Origin of the sequence: Fibrobacter sp. UWR2, from assembly GCF_002210285.1 — a bacterium.
Classification (GTDB): Bacteria; Fibrobacterota; Fibrobacteria; order Fibrobacterales; family Fibrobacteraceae; genus Fibrobacter.
Genome location: NZ_MWQE01000004.1, coordinates 80390 through 96585 on the forward strand (window position 1 = coordinate 80390; position 16196 = coordinate 96585).

Below are 16196 nucleotides of genomic sequence, written 5' to 3' on the forward strand. Positions count from 1 at the left end.
TTTATTCGGCTTTTTGCGGAGTTGTGCGGAGGCGTTCAACGATGGCTTCGGGATTGCCCACGAGCATTTCGCCCACGCGCATGTCCTTGTACTCGAATTCGCCTGCAGCGGCCTTGGAACCGTCCACGTAGACGACAATCTTTGCGCCCTGGTAATTCGCCTGGTCGAGTTGCTTGCCCATCTTCATGGGGGCGAGCGGGTGCGAGACGGAGCAGTTGCCGTACTTCGCGTCGCGGAACATCTGGGCGGTCTCGAAGACCTTCTTCATGTCGTTCGTGAAACTTGCGATGTAGAAGTCTACGCTCTGCTTGGGGCTCGGCAGCAGGTTGTGCTCGGCGAGGAGGTCTGCGAGGACCACGTCGCCCATGCCGAATCCCACGCCCGGGATGCGTTCGCCGCCGAGCTTTTCGGTGAGGCTGTCGTAACGGCCACCGCCAGCGATGGCGCGCATGGACTTGCCCTTGTCAAAGACTTCGAAAACGATGCCCGTGTAGTAGGCGAGGCCGCGCACGATGGAGAGGTCGAGGTTCACGCATTCGCCGTAGCCTGCGGCGGTAAGGGTGGCGAACAGGTCTTCGATTTCAGCGAGTGCCGCGGTTGCGTTTTCGCTATGCACGGCGCTACGGACTTCTTCGATGCTCTTGCAACTCATGAAGTCGTCGAGTTTTTTCACCTGTTCTTCGGTGAGGCCGGCTTCGGCAAGCGCCTTCGCGAAGGCTTCGGGGCCGATTTTCAGGCGGCGGTCAAGTACCGGATACACAAGCGCCGGGTTCGGGGCGCCGATTTCTTCGAGGTAGGTGGCCAAAAGCTTGCGGCTCGAGACGCCAATCGCAAATTCGCCGTCCTTGAGGCCGAACTTGCGCAGCATCGTCGCGATGGAGGCGAGCAGGTCGGCTTCGGCGTAGATGCTCTCTGTGCCGATGATGTCCATGTTCAGCTGGAAGAACTCGCGCAGGCGGCCCTTCTGAGCCTTCTCGTAGCGGAAAAGGCGCGGCATGCTGAACCACTTGAAGGGCTTCTTGAGTTCGCGGGCCTTCTGGATCACGAGGCGGGCGAGCGTCGGGGTCATTTCGGGGCGGAGCGCAATTTCGCGGTCGCCCTTGTCCTTGAAGTTGTAGAGCTGGCTTACGATTTCTTCGCCGGACTTGCCGGTGTAAAGCTCCAGATGCTCAAACATCGGGCCTTCATACTCTTCGTAGGCAAAACTTTCGGCGACTTGACGCCAGGTATCGAAAATGTAGTTCTGGATGCGCTGCGCTTCCGGGTAAAAATCGCGCGTGCCCTTGGGCAGCTGAGGGATAGAAATGCTCATAGTGCCCGCAAATGTAGAAAATAATCCGTTTTTGGGCCGTAGCCTTGTGTGCGGAAGGCGCATATTATTGCGGTTTGGAATATGGAAAGAGTGGTCCTGGAGCAGTGAAAATAAGTACCTTCCACAAAAAAAGGAGGTCCCCATGAAACGCCTTGCCTTGACATTCATTGTAGCCCTGTTCATGGCTACAGCGTCCTATGCGGATGAATACGAAAAGACCTGTTCTGAAATTTTGAACAAAGTAAAGGGAGGAAGTACGGCTGTGGACTATGCCGCCCTGCGAGAGAACTGCGGACGGACTTCCTGGTATGTGCAGCGAAAGCAGACCAAAATAGATAAGATCCGCAGGGACATGTATGCTGCCGCCAATGCGGGCAAGCATGCGGAGGTCAAGAAATTGGCCCAGTCCATTCTGGACCTGAATTACCTCAACATGACTGCGCACAGGATGCTTTCATGGTCATTGGATGCTCTTGGCGATTCTGTCGGTTCAAAGCGTCACCTCGATATTGAACTCGGGCTCCTTCGCTCTATAGGGCAGAGCGGTTCCGGCAAGAACTGCAGGGAAGGAAAAATTGTCATCGATGTAGAGGAGGAATACTTCGTGATGCAGATAATGGGCTGGAAACTCAAGCGCCAGCAGACGGTGAGTGATGGCGATATTACCTGCGACCTTATGGAAGTCATCGATTCGGATGGCAATGAACGGAAAGAGTATTTCAACGTGAATATCGTCTTCGAAAACTACAGGCGGAGTTACAAGTAGTAGGGAAAAATCTATCTTTGGGGTCGATGGAAAAAGATTCCCTGAATGTCTTGATTCTGGCGGCGGGGCTCGGGACGCGACTGCGCCCGCTCACGAACGATGTGCCTAAGCCGCTTGTGCCCGTAGTAGATGCCTCGATTCTGGATTTGCAGGCCCGAAAGGCCCGTGCGATTGGCAATGTGCGCCTGCATGCGAATGCCCATTACCTGGCGGAACAGGTCGTTGCAGCGGGCGAGACTCTCGGATTCGAGAAGGTATGGGTGGAACAGCCCGAAATCCTGGGAACGGCGGGGCCGTTGCACCGCATTTATGCCGCAGGCTACCGCGGTGGCTTGCTGGTAATGAACGGCGATGCCTACTGCAGTTTTGACCTGAAGGCTTTTGTCCGCAATGCGCAGGAACTGGCCGCTCAGGCGAATGGCCCGCAGGTTTCGCTCCTTGCCGTAGATTTCCCGAAGGTCAACACTTTCCGGGTAGGTGCAAATGGCCGCTTGGCGGGCATTGCCGGGCGGTTCGGCGAGACTTCTGGAACCCCAGCGACGTTCTCCGGTGTGTCTTGGTACAGCGATGCAGCCCTCTCGCGCATCCGGGAAGGCGAATCCGATATACGCGAATTCTGGAAGCAGGAAATTGCCCGCGGCTGTGCCCCGCATGTCGACATGAGCCAGCTGAATGCCACCTGGATTGACATGGGCTCTCCCGAAGGCTTGATGCACGCGGTGGAGGCGCGCTTGAAAGAACTGGGCCGTGACCCGAACGAAGCCGTCGTTGTCCCCGGTGTGAAACTGCCCGCAGGCGTAACCGCGAAGCATTCTGTGATTTATTCCGGCGCAGAAATTCAGCCCGGCGAAACGATTGAAAATGAAATCCGTGGGAAAGGGTTTAACTGGAAAATTAATTAAGGTGTCATCCTGAGCGGAGGGCGCAGCCCGAAGTCGAAGGATCTGATAGATTGTAAGCATATGAGAAAATTCAGAGTTGTCCTAGTAGAACCGGAACATCCTCACAATGTGGGCTTTGTGGCCCGCGCCATGCACTGTTACGCCCTCGACGAACTGTATATCGTCTACCCGAAGCGCGACAAGGTGATTGAAAATTCCTACCACACGGCACCCAACAGCCACGAGGTCCTGGATAAGGCGACCATCGTGCATAAGTTCGAGGATGCCATCGGCGATTGTGCCTGCGCGGTCGCTTTCAGCCGCCGCATTTACGGTTCTGCCATCAAGCACACGATGATGCCCGGGCTTTCGGAACTCTTGCCCGAGAACGGCACGATTGCGCTCGTGTTCGGTCGCGAATCCTGCGGGCTCGAGACCGAAGAGGTGAACGCCTGCACGTACCAGTGTGAAATCCCGGTGCCGGGGCTCATGAGCCTCAACCTGGCGCAGGCGGTGACGGTCGGCCTGTATGAACTTTGCCGGAGTGGCGCGCTTGCGAACGGCGAAGGTCGTGCGAAGCGTGGCACGAAGGGCGCCTGCGAGACGGCTCCCGCGACTATCCAGCAGATTGACGGATTCAAGAAGTTTCTCGACCGCTACCTGACGGGCCAGTACCACGACCAGGCGTGGCGCGACAACTTCCTCAATACGCTCGTGCAGCGCCTGCACCCCACGCGCAACGAACTTTCGGCTCTCTTCGGGCTGTTGCGTAACCTTGCCGGCAAGCCTGCGCGCCTCGAACATGCCGCCGAGAAGGCGGAAAAGGCCGCTAAAGCTGCTGAAAAAACGGAAGAGGCTCGCGGGCAGTAACACCCCGCAATAAACAATCGGTTAGCAATAAGCAACCCGCAAAAACTATGGAAGTTGAATTCAACATCGCTGGGCGAATTTTGTCCAAAGACGGCACGCGCGCCATTTCGCTTGCCGAAATCCTCGCATCGCCCGTTGCTGCGGGAGCCGCGAATGTTGCCGCCGACCTTACCGAAGACATGCTTGCCGCCTACTGCAAGGCTGTCTCCGTGCAGAATTCCTGCAAGGTCTACTTGTGGAAAGACCGCGAGGAATACGGCAACGCCAACGTGTTCAACGGCGGTTCCGATTACGAAGTCGTGAACGAAATCTGCTTCTTGTGTATCTATGACTGCGGAAACGAAGTGGCCCGTGAAACCACGGACCACTGGAATGAAAAGATTGACGCTGTTATCTGATACGGCTATCTAGCCCAGTGCTTTAATTGCGAAAGGTGCGAGTCGAAGAACTTGCGCCTTTCTGCATCCGGCGTGTTTTCGGGGTTAGGCATGTGCGAAAGCAGAAAGTCCAGTAGGGTGTCCTTGCTTGTGTAGGTGAACTTGCCGTCTACGTAGCACCACTTGCAGTAATCCTCGTTGAAGTGTCCGTCGGTCTCGCGGCTGATCATCGCGTCGTCGCCGAGGGGCATGCCGCAGCACTGGCAAAAGAGCTGGCGCGGGGCCCCGAGCAGGGTGTTTATGGAAACATTGAATTCCTTCGACAAAATCTTGAGCATTTCGGTGTTCGGCTGCGTCTCGCCGGTTTCCCAGCGGCTTACGGCCTGGCGCGTCACGCCGATGCGTTCTGCCATCTGGTCTTGCGTGAGGTTGTTCTTTTCGCGGATGTTCTTGAGAATTTCGTAGGTCTGCATTTAAACTCCTTTTTTAGTACGGGCTAAATATACTTTTGAACCCCTTGTAAATCAAGAAACAGGCTGTTGCTATTTGTAAATTATATATTTGCATCATGACCACGAAGACAATCAAAATTCAGTACCTCGACGATTCCATCCCGAAACTCACCTACATTGGCGGCAAGTCCGACTGGATAGACCTCGCCGCGGCAGAGACCGTGACGCTCAAGGCGGGGGAGTTTAGGCTCATTCACCTGGGTGTGGCGATGAAGTTGCCCGAAGGCTACGAGGCGCATATCGCCCCGCGCAGTTCCACGTTCAAGAACTTCGGCATTCTGCAGGCGAACTCGGTGGGCGTGGTGGACTCGAGCTACTGCGGTGCGAACGACTGGTGGAGAATGCCCGTGTACGCCACCCGCGACGTGACCATCGAGAAGGGAAGCCGCATTGCGCAGTTCCGCATCATGGAAATCCAGCCGACGCTCACCTTTGAGGAAGGCCCGCTTGAAGGCGTCGACCGCGGCGGTTTCGGAAGCACCGGTGTGGTCTAGGGCTTGTTTCCGGCGTATCTTTTTTGTCATAAAATCGGGAACGCGTTGAGAACATAATCTTTTGTAAATTCTCAATTTACGTGTGTTTTTTGAGAAAAAACTGCTATATTTATTTTTGTAGGCGTGAGGACCTCGGGTCAAGCTCCTACGAAATTAGCCCCTGTCACCCCGGCAGGGGCTTTTTTTTACCCCTGTATACACAAAATCTTTTTTCCCGAGCCTTTTTTAGGTGCGGGGAGTCTATTTTTAGTTGCAGAAATGGTGGCGGGCTGAACCGCCGTCAAAAAAGCAAGGATGGAATATGATTGACGTTAAGGGCAAATGGACCCTGATTACCGGCGGCTGCCGTGGTGTTGGCCGTCTCACCGCTATCGAGATGGCCAAGCTTGGTGCAAACATCATCTTGCAGGGCCGCGACAAGGCGCATGCCGAACCCGTGATTGCCGAACTCAAGAAGTATGGCGTGGAAGTGCGTGCCGTGGGCTGCAACCTCGAAAGCGAAGCCGAAATCGATGCCGCCCTCGCTGAAATCGACAGTTGGGGCGTGCAGGTGGACCTCGTGTTCAACAACGCGGGCCTCATGAGCCATTACTTCACCGACTACCTGACCAACACGATGGACGATTTCCACCATGCGATGGCGGTGAACTTCTTTGCCCCTGTGAAGATTGCCTACCACTTCTTGCCGAGCATGATCGAGCGCGGTTTTGGCCGCATGCAGCTCACCACGAGCGGCATCGCGAACGAGCCGGAACTGATGGGTTATGCCTGCGCGAAGGCCGCCCTCACCAAGTTCGTGAAGGATTTCGCCTGCAAGCTGAACGGCACCGACGTGATGATGAACGTGATGGACCCGGGCTGGCTCCGCACCGATCTCGGTGGCCCGAATGCCCCGAACGCTCCCGAAACCGTTATTCCGGGTTCCATGGTCTCCGTGCTCTTGGACGACAAGAAGAGTGGCCGCTGGTTCAGCGCGCAGGAATTCACGGGTATGACCCTCGCCGACGCTGTCGAAAAGGGCAAGAAGGTCGAAGCGTAATACGGAAAAATCGCGCTATAATACCGAAATTCTCGGATCTTTGTAAAAAAAAGCCTGTCGGCATGGCCGATGGGCATTTTTATTTAAAATAAAACTAATTTATATAGAGTAAATTCTTACAAAGAAAGGAGAAATAATATGCGTTCATTCATTGCCGCATTAATGTTGCTCATGGCTGGGGCCTGGGCTGCCGGAAATGGTACCAGGTCGAACCCGCTTACCGTGGAATCTGCGGAGGATCTTGACGATCTGCGCCTGGCCGTGATTACCGGGACTGCATACAAGGGAGTGCCCGTTCCGGATATGGGTAAAGGCATGTTCTTCAAGCAGACCGCGGATATCGATCTCTCGACCAAGTACGGTCGCGAAAAAGGCAATTGGAAGGCTATTGGCCCGTTTGCCGGGAGCTATGATGGCGGTGGCTTCAAGATTTCGAACCTGTTTGTCGACGAAGATGTGAATGTGGCCATGGGTCCGGCTCTTTTTGGTCCCATCATGGCTGACTCCGATGATACGCTCTATTTCGAGAACATCGTTGTCGATAAGGCTTATCTTCATGTTTCAGAGACTACTGGTGCGATTATAACGCAGATTGTATCGGGCGTTGTTGTCGCACGCAACAATACGGTCGATTTGGAATACAAGTCTGGCGCGACTGCGGAGGGTTCGCAGGTTGGCGGCATCGTGGGCAATGTGGTTTCTGATTGGGCCGGCTTTTATAACAATACAGTAAAAGGCTCTTTCCACGTGGCTTCTGTCAACGCAATGTATGTAGGTGGCCTTGTCGGAATCTTGATTGCGGATGGAAACTTTACTGGCAACACGAATGAAGCCAAGATTATTGTCAGCGGTGATGTCAGTGTGACCGCAGGCGGCTTGGCTGGGCAGAATATTTCTTCGACCGTGATTAAGGATAATACGAACAAAGGCGACATTACGGTGGAGACCTCCAAGGGACTCTCCTTTATAGGGGGTCTTATTGGTGTCAGTACCGTATATGGTTACCGGAATACGTATGTCGGCAATGTCAATTACGGCAAGATTGAATTTACGGGCCGGGACGCCTCCTTGGGCGGACTCTTCGGGTTGATTCAGGGGGATTCTACTCTGGTCTTGGACAGCTGCATCAACCAGGCCAACATCAGTTATCATGGAGCCGGATCGCAGGAAGATGTTTATGTTGGCGGTGTTGTCGGTTTGTGGGAAACCACAGTGGGGAGTCGCCTGCAGAACTTCGGGAATATCCTTGTCGAGAATGCTGACAATCCCTATGTGGGAGGACTTGTCGGCTATGTGCGCGAAGGTACTAAATCCATCACCCTCAAGCAGTCGGTCAACAGTGGCGAAATCACAATCAAGAAGGAACCGGCCGTGGACGGCAAGATTGCGGGCCTGGTTGGCACCACGGACTCCCTGGAATTCGCTGAACTGGATAGTTGTACCAACATGGGCGATATCGAAATCATTGGAACTGCTGACCAGACTCTTGTCACGAGCGAATATGCCATAGTCTATTCGGGTGTACGCTTCCAGGCCAACGCCTGCAAGAACGAGGGCTCGGTTCTATTCCTGGATGGCACCATCGGTATTCCGACGCCTGTTGTCGCAAAATCTATGGAAATCCGCGTGGCGCAGGTGGGCGAGGGGCGTATCACCCTCGAAATCCCCGGAATGGAGTCCTTTGCTGCAGGTCGCGTGCGTGCGGGAGTGTTCTCGTACGACGGAAGGCGCCTGCCGGTGAACTTGGATGCGTCTGGCAACCTGCTGCACCTGGAAGGCCTGCCGTCGGCTGGACGCTTCCTGGTCCGGGTCTCGATGCCCAGCGGAAATCGCTCGATTCCTGTCACGTTGCATTAATTCCTTGCTATATTTCTAGGCATGAACAATTCTCAATCCCGCAGCAAGCTTCGTGACGAAGTGTATACCCAGATGATGTGCGCCCAGGCGCGCCTCAGTAAAGACCAGAATACCCAGATGGGGGCGGTGCTCGTGAGTGCCGAAGGCCGCGTCATCAGTACCGGCTATAACGGCGCCCCCGCAGGTTTTGACGACGAGACTGTGCCGTACACCCGCGAAAAGCAACTGCTGGCTTACGACCTGCTTGATGCCGATACGGGTGAACTCCTGAGCCATCACGAGTTCGAGGCGAACAAGTACCCCTTCATGGTGCATGCCGAAATCAATGCGCTGCACTATGCTCGCGGCAAGGTGCCTCCTGGTTCCAAGCTGTACGTGATTGGGTTCCCGTGCGAACGTTGTGCGCTTGACGTGAGCCTCTCCGGCGTTGCCGAGGTGTTCGTGACCAAGGACGATTACGACCCAAAGTCCACACTCAACAACAGCCGTGATACCGCCTACTACATGTTCGCGCAGGCCCATATCGTGGTGACCCTCTGTGGTAAGCGCATCCGCCCGGTAGTTTCCAAGCCCGCGGCGAAGTAGTGAAGTTTCGATTCAATTAAAAACGGTTCCCGTCTTGGATGACGGGAACCGTTCTTGATTATATGGCTACTTTTTTATTTGTACTTCTTGACCAATTCGTTTGCGTTTACCGGAATGACAAGGGGCTTGTTTTTCTTTATGGTGTATTCTCCGCCTGGTGCTGCGAGTATAATGTTTTTTGATGCATCCGTAATCTTTATGTTTTTTAATTTTAAATCGGGGACGTTTGTTCTAAAATCGCAAGATATTTCGAATTCTTTTAAATCTTCTACTTTTTTTGATCCATTTAGACTAACATCGAAGTCGTCGCCTTGATTACGTACAAAAATGTTGCCTTTATGGTCTAGTTTGTAAGAATTTCTATTTCCTTGTTTGTCTTTAATTGTAAGGAAAACGGGGCGACCATCGTTACCGTTGAGTGTGTGAACGTGTATTTTTAATTTCGAAACTGTTGGTGCAGGTGGAGGAGGTGGAGTGGGCCCAGTGGGATCAGTGGGACCAGTGGTTGTCGGTGGGGTGGTTCCTTTTTCTGTATATAATTCGGATGTGTATGGACCTGAATCGAGCCGTTCTGTTTGATAACCGTCAATATACACTTCTAGACCTTCTCCTTTATTTATGCGGTCCAGTATACTAGAATTTAGGGTGTATTTACATACCATATTGGATGATTCGACTAAATTCTTCAGTGTTGCTTTGTATTTCGTGAAAGAAGACTGTTTTGATGTCTTGATGTTGAAAACGAATTCATTTAATTTAGTCAGTTTATGTTGTGTTCCTGCATTTGTGAATGTAATGCAATCTTTTTTTCGTGATAAATCGTAAGGAGCAATCCTTGACATTGAAAGAATTTTTCCAAGTAAGTTCCGATCATTGTTTTTCTTTTGTAAAGCTTTTATACAATCGTCAATTCTTTTGGGCTTGTCGGTTCTTAACGCGTCCCAAAGTTGAATGTCTGTCAGTTTTAAATTTGCTCGGTTTTGAACAAATTTGTATTCAATCTATACAAATTTGTATGATACATATAAACGAATTAGTTTGTTTTACAAAAAGGGGGTTGATTTTTACAAAAAACTTTTTTATTTCTTTCAAAAGAAAATGGCTCCCGTTCTGCGGAACGGAAGCCCTTTGGAGTTTAATTCGTTGTCGGCTGTATTTGCCTAGAAGATGACCGAGATGGCAAAGAAGTGATAATGGTTCACTCCGCCGATTATCGAGTCGTAGTCCGTAAGTCCGAAGGTGGCTCTTGCGCCGATTTCAAAGGGGGGTATGATGAACCCGAAGCCCACGGGTGCACCGAGCGTAAAACTTGAGTAGGGTTGAAAGTTGTAACCCCACTGGATGCCTCCTTCCACATAAAAGAATGAGAGGGGAATGAACCTTGCGAGGATGTTGTTGCTTAGGTCGAAAAAAGATTTCTTGTATTCTGGATATCCCTTTGAATATCTGGATTCATATTCGCCATGAATCATGAAGAAACTGGTCTCGATTTCGATGGGAAAGGTCAGGTACTGGCTGCCGGTCCCGATGAACCGCTTCGCGATGAAATCAAATTCGGTATGGTTTTTGTCCTTCCAGTTTAGTTTTTTCGTGACGGGCCTGGTAAATGCGAGCGAGACACCCCATTTCTTGAAGACTCCATCCTCTGCGGTAGACTGCTCGCCTGTTTCAGGAGCGAACGGAGTCAATGCCGAATCCGTTTGGGCAGAATTTGTGTTGCTAGTGTATTCCGTGCTTTCGTTGTCGGTTGCGTGGGCATGGCCTGCCACGAAAGCGACAGAAATCGCGAGAGTCATTATCACTTTTTTCATATGGAATCCCCTAGTACCTTGTCAAAAATACAAAATAACAGGGGAGGACGGGTTTAAGAAAATGCTTTTTTATTTCTTTCAAAAGAAAAGGGCTTCCGTCCTGCTGGAAGGAAGCCTTTGGGGTATTAAAGTTATGCTTGTTTGTCTAGAAAACGACCGATAGGGACAATACTTGGAACCTGGTCACGCTGCCTACTGTAGCATTGCGGTCTGTCAGGCCGATGGTGACCCTTTCGCCGATTTCGATGGTGTCTGCGATCCTGAAGCCGAAGCCCATGGGAATTCCGAGCGTAAAGCAGCCCTTGGGCGAGAAGTTGATTCCCCACTCGATGCCTCCTTCCACATAGAAAAACGAGAGGGGGGCGAACCTTGCGAGGATGTTGTTGCTCAGTTCGAAAAACGACTCATAGTATTCGCGGTCGCGATAATCGTATCCATAATAGCTCGAATAGGAACGGTATTCGTACTCGCCGCCAATCCAGAAGAAACTGGCTTCGAGTTCTATGGGAATGGTCAGGTAGCGGTTTCCGGTCTCGATGAAGCGCTTCACGATGATGTCGAACTCGATGTTGTCATCTGAGGAACTGTACTGGTAGAAGTCGCCGTCCATCGAGATAGGTAACGAAAGTGCGAGCGTGATGCCCCATTTCTTGAGGGCGGAGCCCGCCGCGGTAGACTGCTCGGCAGTTTCGGACGTGTATGTTGTCGATGCAGAATCCTTCTTGACTGGGCTAGGGTTGCGTGTGTATCCCTTGTTCCCGTAGCCGCTTGCGTAATAGCCGACCTCGCCGCCGGCCAGGAGCGGCGCGACGGACAGGGCGATAAGCGCTAGAATCAGGCGAAATCGCATGGAACCGCCTTATTCGATGGAGGATTCGGGCTGGGCAGCTGAGAAAGCCGGATCCTGCGCTGTTTCGGTCGGAGTGCTGGCTCCGTTCTCGATAGGAACGTAGCGGACGCCGAGACCCACGTAGTCGCAGCCTAGCACGACTCTCTGCTGCTGGGTGCTATTGTCCGAGGTGTATTCGTACTTGTATGTTTCTTCGGAACGGATGTTCAGCACGTCGTGGATGTTCTTGTCCTTTTCGACAACGTACTTGACGAAATCCAGCGTAGAGCAGGGCTGGTTGGTCGAGTGGGTAATGGTCCGCACGATCTCGACCTTGAGGTTTCCGACAACGCGAGCCTCGTTGGCCATCTTGTCGGAGTAGCCCGAGACGACGGCCCTGTTCACGTTGCCTGTAGAGTGGGCGCAGCCTGCCACGAAAACGGCAGAAATCGCAAGAAGCAGAATCTTTTTCATGTGGTATCTCCAATAATGTAACCAAAATATAACATAATTGGGTGCGGATGCGAAGTGGTCATATGTTTGCACCTGCCAGAAGTGATGTGTGCTTCACAACAAAGGGTGCTGCTTTTTTGTGCATTATTTGTCCGGATGACATATTTTGTCGCCGGGAATATCTATATTAGTGCACATGGTAGCAGTAAACAAGTCTAAGAAAGAAATCAAGTATCTCTGCACGGATTGCGGCAACACGACGCCCAAGTGGGTCGGGAAGTGCCCGTTCTGCGGGGCATGGAACACCCTCAAGGAACATGCGGTAGAGCCTGTCAATACGGGCGCGGCGCGAGGCGGGCGCGGGCTTGGAGGTCCAGTCCACCAGGTGGTGCCTTTGCGCGATGTGGCCACGGAAGACACGCGGCGGCTGAGCACCGCCAATGCGGAATTTGACCGCGTCCTCGGTGGCGGGCTTGCACCAGGTTCCCTGGTGCTCATCGGTGGCGACCCTGGTATCGGCAAGTCAACCCTGGTGCTCACGACGCTCGCCACGATGACAGCCGCCGGCGTGAAGAGCCTTTACGTGAGCGGGGAAGAGAGCGCCTGCCAGGTGAAACTTAGGAGTGAACGCCTGAACGTCTCGGGTTCCGACATGCTGCTCCTTTGTGAAACGAGTCTCGAGAAGATTATCGAGCATGCGAAAGAGGTCAAGCCGCAGGTCATGGTCATCGATTCCATACAGACGGTTTACAAGGGCGACCTCTCGGGCACGCCGGGGAGCGCCTCCCAGCTCCGCGAATGTACGCTCGACCTCATGGTGTTCGCGAAAAATACGGGGTGTATCACCATCCTTATCGGGCACGTGACGAAGGATGGCCAGATTGCAGGCCCGCGAATCCTCGAGCACATGGTCGATACAGTCGTCTACTTCGAGGGCGACCGCAACCACCAGTACCGCCTGCTGCGCACCATCAAGAACCGCTTCGGTGCTACCGACGAGATTGGCGTGTTCGAGATGACGAGCCACGGGCTTGAGTCGGTGGCGAACCCGAGCCGCGTTTTCTTGCAGGAGAATACTCCGCCTACACCGGGAAGTGTCGTATGCTGTACGCTCGAGGGCTCGCGGGCGCTCCTCTTCGAGACGCAGGCGCTCGTGAACCAGACGGGTTTCGCCGTTCCCCAGCGAGTGGCCGCGGGCATCGACCCGAAAAGGCTCACCATCATTCTCGCCCTGCTCGAAAAGTTCGGCGGGGTGTCGATAGGTGCTTCCGACGTGTTCGCGAGTATCGCCGGCGGGATGAAGGTGACCGACGCCTCCTCGGACCTGGCGCTTGCTCTCGCGATTGCGAGCAACCATCTCGGAATCCCGCTTTCGCGGCAGACCATTGCCGTGGGTGAGCTCGGGCTTTCGGGCGAGGTTCGCAGTGTCGCGCTTCTGGACCAGCGGCTGAAGGAGGCGCGCCGCCTCGGCATGGTGGAGGCTGTCGTGCCGGCGAATGGCAAACTCCCCGAAGCCCTCGAGGGCATGAAGGTCGTGCGCGTGCATAGCCTCTCCGAGGCGATTTCCTGGCTTATGGACAAGAAGTAACCTTGCAAAAAGCAAAGAAGAAGCCCCGCAATAATGCGGGGCTTTAAAGTCTGTTAATGGTTCCGATTACTCGTCGTCTTCATCGACGTGTTTTTTCTTCTTTTTCTTTTTCTTCTTCGGCATGGCGTCGTCAGCCACAGAGGACTTCCTGTTGTTCCCCTGGACGACCACTTCGGCGGCCTTTTCGCCCGGCTTGGTGAAGCCGTACTGACGCGGGTCGAAGCCGGCAGGGAACTTGGTACGGCTGTCGTAGACAACCTTCTTGACTGTGCACTTCTCGATCTTGGCGTCGCTCAGGTCGGCACCGGAGAAGTCGACGTTCTGCATCTTGGTGTCGGCGTCGATCTTCACGTTCTTCATCTTTGCGTTGGTGAAGCGCACGTCGACGAGCTTGGCACCGGCGAAGCTTGCACCGTTGAGCTGGGCACCGATGAAGTCGGTCTTTTCGATGGTGGAGTTCGCGAGGTTGGCCTTGTCCATGTCTGCGCCGTCGAAGATGTTCTTCTTGACGTAGGCGCCGTCGAACACGGCCTTGGTAAGGTCGGTGCCGCGGAATTCACACTTGCTCACTTCGGTATCGAAGAAGGAAGCCTTGGAAAGCTTGGCCTTGTCGAAGTTGGACTTCTTGACGAGGCCCTTGTCGAATACCACGCCGGAGAGGTCCTGGCCCTGGAACTTCATGCTGCTCAGGGTGGACTGTGCGAACTTGGCCTTCTGGAGCTGGGTCTTGGAGAGGTCGACATCGTCGAACTCGGTCAGGGAAAGGTCGGCTTCCTGGAGGTTCACGTTCTGGAACTCGGCGCCGCTGAAGTTCGCCTGTGAAAGACCCGCCTTGGAGAAGTTCACGTTGATGAGGTCGACACCCTTGAAGTTTGCGGCGATGAGGTTACATGCCGTGAAGTCGGTCTTCACGATGGTTGCCTTCTTGAGGTTGACTTCGCCCATCAGGGAACGGGAGAAGTTCGCGTTCGTGAGGTTGGCCTTGGAGAGGTCGGCGCGGGTAAGGTCCACGTCCATGACGGAGGCCTGGGTAAAGTCGGTCTTGCTGAAGTCGGTTTCATCGGAAACCTTCATGGCGTCAAGACGGGCGTTCTTGAAGTTCACGTTGGGGAACTGGCTGCCAAGGAGCGTTGCACGGTAGAGGTTGCCTTCTTCCATGTCTGCGCCCTTGAAAGAGGAATTACGGATGTCGGCGCCGCTGATGATGACTTTCTTCAGGTCTGCATTCTTGAAGTTGGCTTCGCTAATCACGGCGTTCTGGAAGGACACTCCCTCGAGCTTTGCTTCCTGGAAATTCGGCTTTTCACCAGCGCTGCGCTGGAAGTCGGTAACTCCCTTCTTGGCCTTGGCGTTCGAGAAGTCAAATCCGTCGATACGCTTGTCGCGGAAGGACGTGTTGAGATCCTGACCCGAATAGTCTTGGGCAAAACCGCCAATTGTCAGCGCTCCGATAAGGAAAACACCGAACTTCGAAATCATCTTCATATTCATAGTAAACTGTTCCTTTTATGGAAAACCAATAACGTATAGCCTTAAAATAACTAAAAAAATGGAAAAACAATCACTTATTTGAAAAAACTCCATTATTTTTTGCGTAAAAAACTAATTTTGCGCTTACAATGTCCTTTTTTAAGTTTGAAACGTACGATTTGGTCGTCTGCGGGGCTGGCCCTGCAGGCCTTATGGCCGCCTGTACGTATGCCAAGCGGACGCAGGGGGCCGGACGGGTTCTGCTGCTCGATAAGAAGGCTCCCTGGAAGGAACCGATTTTCTGCGCCGAGGCGGTCTCGGCGAACCGGCTTGCCAAGTTGTGGCCTATCGACCGGTCCTGGGTGCGTGGTCGCATCTCCGGAATATACTTTACCTCGCCCGATCGCCACAGGGCGGAATTCTACAGCAAGGACTGCGGGCTTATCCTGGACCGTTCCGGATTCCACCACGCGCTTGCGGACGGCTGTGCCGAAGCGGGTGTGGAATGCCATTTCGACGCGCTCGTGAAGTCACTTGCACGCAATGATGACGGCACATGGAACGTTTGCGTGAAGGGCCCCGAATCCGTTACGGAAACTGTAAAGGCGAAGGCGGTTGTCGATGCGACTGGCCCGGGTGCGCGCCTTACCCATGGCATAGAATGCCTCGAGGGTATTGAGGCCGGCGATACCGATCTCGAGCCCGCTATTTTTGCGGTTGCAGAAGGTATCGAGCACAGTCCCGAACACATTGAACTCTTTTTCGGAAGCGAGTTCCCAGACGGTTACGGTTGGATTTTCCCGCGTGACGGCGTGGAGGTGAACATCGGTTTTGTGCTCGGCAAGAATGTAAAGTTGGGTGTTTCGCTGCGTGAAAAACTGAAGTCCTTTATTGCGGAACGCTACCCGAAGGCGAATGTCAAGGCCATCTATGGCGGCATGATTGCCTGTGGGCAATCGGAGCGGCCCATGGCCCGCTGCGGCCTTTTCAAGGCCGGCGATGCCGCCAGCTGCGTAAACCCCATCAGTCGTTCGGGCATCGTGGAATCGATGCTGTGTGGAAAGATTGTCGCGGAATCCACCGTGGAATGGCTTGCGGCATCTGCTCCCGAAGTGCGTGAGAAAATCGAGGCATCGGTTCTTGACCGCTGGATGGAAGCGCTTGGCAGGACGCACCTGCAGATTGCCCGCGCAAAACCTGGGTTCAATGCCATCAAGGATTCCCAGTTCGACCGTGCGGCAAAGAGCCTCTCTAAGCTGCCGCGCGAAAAGCAGACCTTGTTCCGCATATTCTTTACGGTGCTCTGCGCGAGCCCGTCGCTCATCTGGAAAATGCGTTCGTTCTTAAAGTAG

The 16196-nt window shown here is 53.7% G+C and carries 17 protein-coding genes; 10 read left to right on the forward strand and 7 right to left on the reverse strand.

Features of this window, described 5'->3' with window-relative positions:
- Position 1: 1 nt before the first annotated feature.
- Positions 2-1312: a histidine--tRNA ligase gene (hisS, locus tag B7994_RS07680; RefSeq protein WP_088637889.1), complete on the reverse strand. Its 1311-nt coding sequence runs from the start codon at positions 1310-1312 to the stop codon at positions 2-4.
- Between the two features lie 142 nt (positions 1313-1454).
- Between hisS and B7994_RS07685 the strand changes: the two genes are divergently transcribed.
- From B7994_RS07685 to B7994_RS07700, 4 genes are read left to right on the forward strand one after another with little or no spacing between them, the layout of a single operon-like run.
- Positions 1455-2078, forward strand: a complete 624-nt coding sequence (locus B7994_RS07685) for a DUF4919 domain-containing protein (protein ID WP_158213110.1) — start codon at positions 1455-1457, stop codon at positions 2076-2078.
- 26 nt (positions 2079-2104) lie between these two features.
- Positions 2105-2980, forward strand: a complete 876-nt coding sequence (locus tag B7994_RS07690; RefSeq protein WP_233143110.1) for a sugar phosphate nucleotidyltransferase — start codon at positions 2105-2107, stop codon at positions 2978-2980.
- Positions 2981-3040: 60 nt separating this feature from the next.
- Positions 3041-3829, forward strand: coding sequence for an RNA methyltransferase (locus B7994_RS07695; protein WP_088637891.1), 789 nt, complete (start codon positions 3041-3043; stop codon positions 3827-3829).
- A 47-nt stretch (positions 3830-3876) separates the two neighbouring features.
- Positions 3877-4227, forward strand: coding sequence for a hypothetical protein (locus B7994_RS07700; protein WP_088637892.1), 351 nt, complete (start codon positions 3877-3879; stop codon positions 4225-4227).
- Between the two features lie 5 nt (positions 4228-4232).
- Here the strand turns inward: B7994_RS07700 and B7994_RS07705 are convergent, their stop codons facing one another.
- A complete protein-coding gene (locus B7994_RS07705; RefSeq protein ID WP_088637893.1) occupies positions 4233-4679 on the reverse strand; it encodes a zinc ribbon domain-containing protein in 447 nt (148 codons plus the stop codon).
- A gap of 95 nt (positions 4680-4774) precedes the next feature.
- On the opposite strand from B7994_RS07705, the gene B7994_RS07710 reads away from it, so the two are divergent.
- From B7994_RS07710 to B7994_RS07725, 4 genes are all read left to right on the forward strand, one after another.
- Positions 4775-5212, forward strand: coding sequence for a dUTP diphosphatase (locus B7994_RS07710; RefSeq protein ID WP_088637894.1), 438 nt, complete (start codon positions 4775-4777; stop codon positions 5210-5212).
- Between the two features lie 301 nt (positions 5213-5513).
- A complete protein-coding gene (locus B7994_RS07715; RefSeq protein ID WP_088637895.1) occupies positions 5514-6251 on the forward strand; it encodes an SDR family oxidoreductase in 738 nt (245 codons plus the stop codon).
- Positions 6252-6389: 138 nt separating this feature from the next.
- Positions 6390-8108 (forward strand): hypothetical protein, encoded by a 1719-nt coding sequence (locus B7994_RS07720; RefSeq protein WP_144063799.1) that lies wholly within the window; start codon positions 6390-6392, stop codon positions 8106-8108.
- A gap of 21 nt (positions 8109-8129) precedes the next feature.
- The gene (locus B7994_RS07725) at positions 8130-8693 is read left to right on the forward strand and encodes a CMP deaminase (RefSeq protein WP_088637897.1); all 564 of its coding nucleotides are present in this window, start codon (positions 8130-8132) and stop codon (positions 8691-8693) included.
- Positions 8694-8767: 74 nt separating this feature from the next.
- On the opposite strand, the gene B7994_RS07730 is transcribed toward B7994_RS07725, so the two are convergent.
- The 4 genes from B7994_RS07730 to B7994_RS07745 form a co-directional block, all read right to left on the reverse strand.
- Positions 8768-9535 carry a hypothetical protein gene (locus B7994_RS07730; protein ID WP_088637898.1) on the reverse strand — a complete coding sequence of 256 codons (768 nt, stop codon included), beginning with the start codon at positions 9533-9535 and terminating at the stop codon, positions 8768-8770.
- 318 nt (positions 9536-9853) lie between these two features.
- Positions 9854-10504 carry a hypothetical protein gene (locus B7994_RS07735; RefSeq protein ID WP_144063800.1) on the reverse strand — a complete coding sequence of 217 codons (651 nt, stop codon included), beginning with the start codon at positions 10502-10504 and terminating at the stop codon, positions 9854-9856.
- A gap of 145 nt (positions 10505-10649) precedes the next feature.
- Positions 10650-11354: a hypothetical protein gene (locus B7994_RS07740; RefSeq protein WP_088637900.1), complete on the reverse strand. Its 705-nt coding sequence runs from the start codon at positions 11352-11354 to the stop codon at positions 10650-10652.
- A 9-nt stretch (positions 11355-11363) separates the two neighbouring features.
- Positions 11364-11807 carry a hypothetical protein gene (locus B7994_RS07745; RefSeq protein WP_088637901.1) on the reverse strand — a complete coding sequence of 148 codons (444 nt, stop codon included), beginning with the start codon at positions 11805-11807 and terminating at the stop codon, positions 11364-11366.
- 175 nt (positions 11808-11982) lie between these two features.
- Here B7994_RS07745 and radA point away from each other — a divergent pair, with 175 nt between their 5' ends.
- A complete protein-coding gene (gene radA / locus B7994_RS07750) occupies positions 11983-13374 on the forward strand; it encodes a DNA repair protein RadA (RefSeq protein WP_088637902.1) in 1392 nt (463 codons plus the stop codon).
- 66 nt (positions 13375-13440) lie between these two features.
- On the opposite strand, the gene B7994_RS07755 is transcribed toward radA, so the two are convergent.
- A complete protein-coding gene (locus tag B7994_RS07755) occupies positions 13441-14865 on the reverse strand; it encodes a pentapeptide repeat-containing protein (RefSeq protein WP_088637903.1) in 1425 nt (474 codons plus the stop codon).
- Between the two features lie 128 nt (positions 14866-14993).
- Between B7994_RS07755 and B7994_RS07760 the strand changes: the two genes are divergently transcribed.
- On the forward strand, positions 14994-16196 hold the full coding sequence (locus B7994_RS07760; RefSeq protein ID WP_088637904.1) for an NAD(P)/FAD-dependent oxidoreductase: 1203 nt from the start codon (positions 14994-14996) through the stop codon (positions 16194-16196).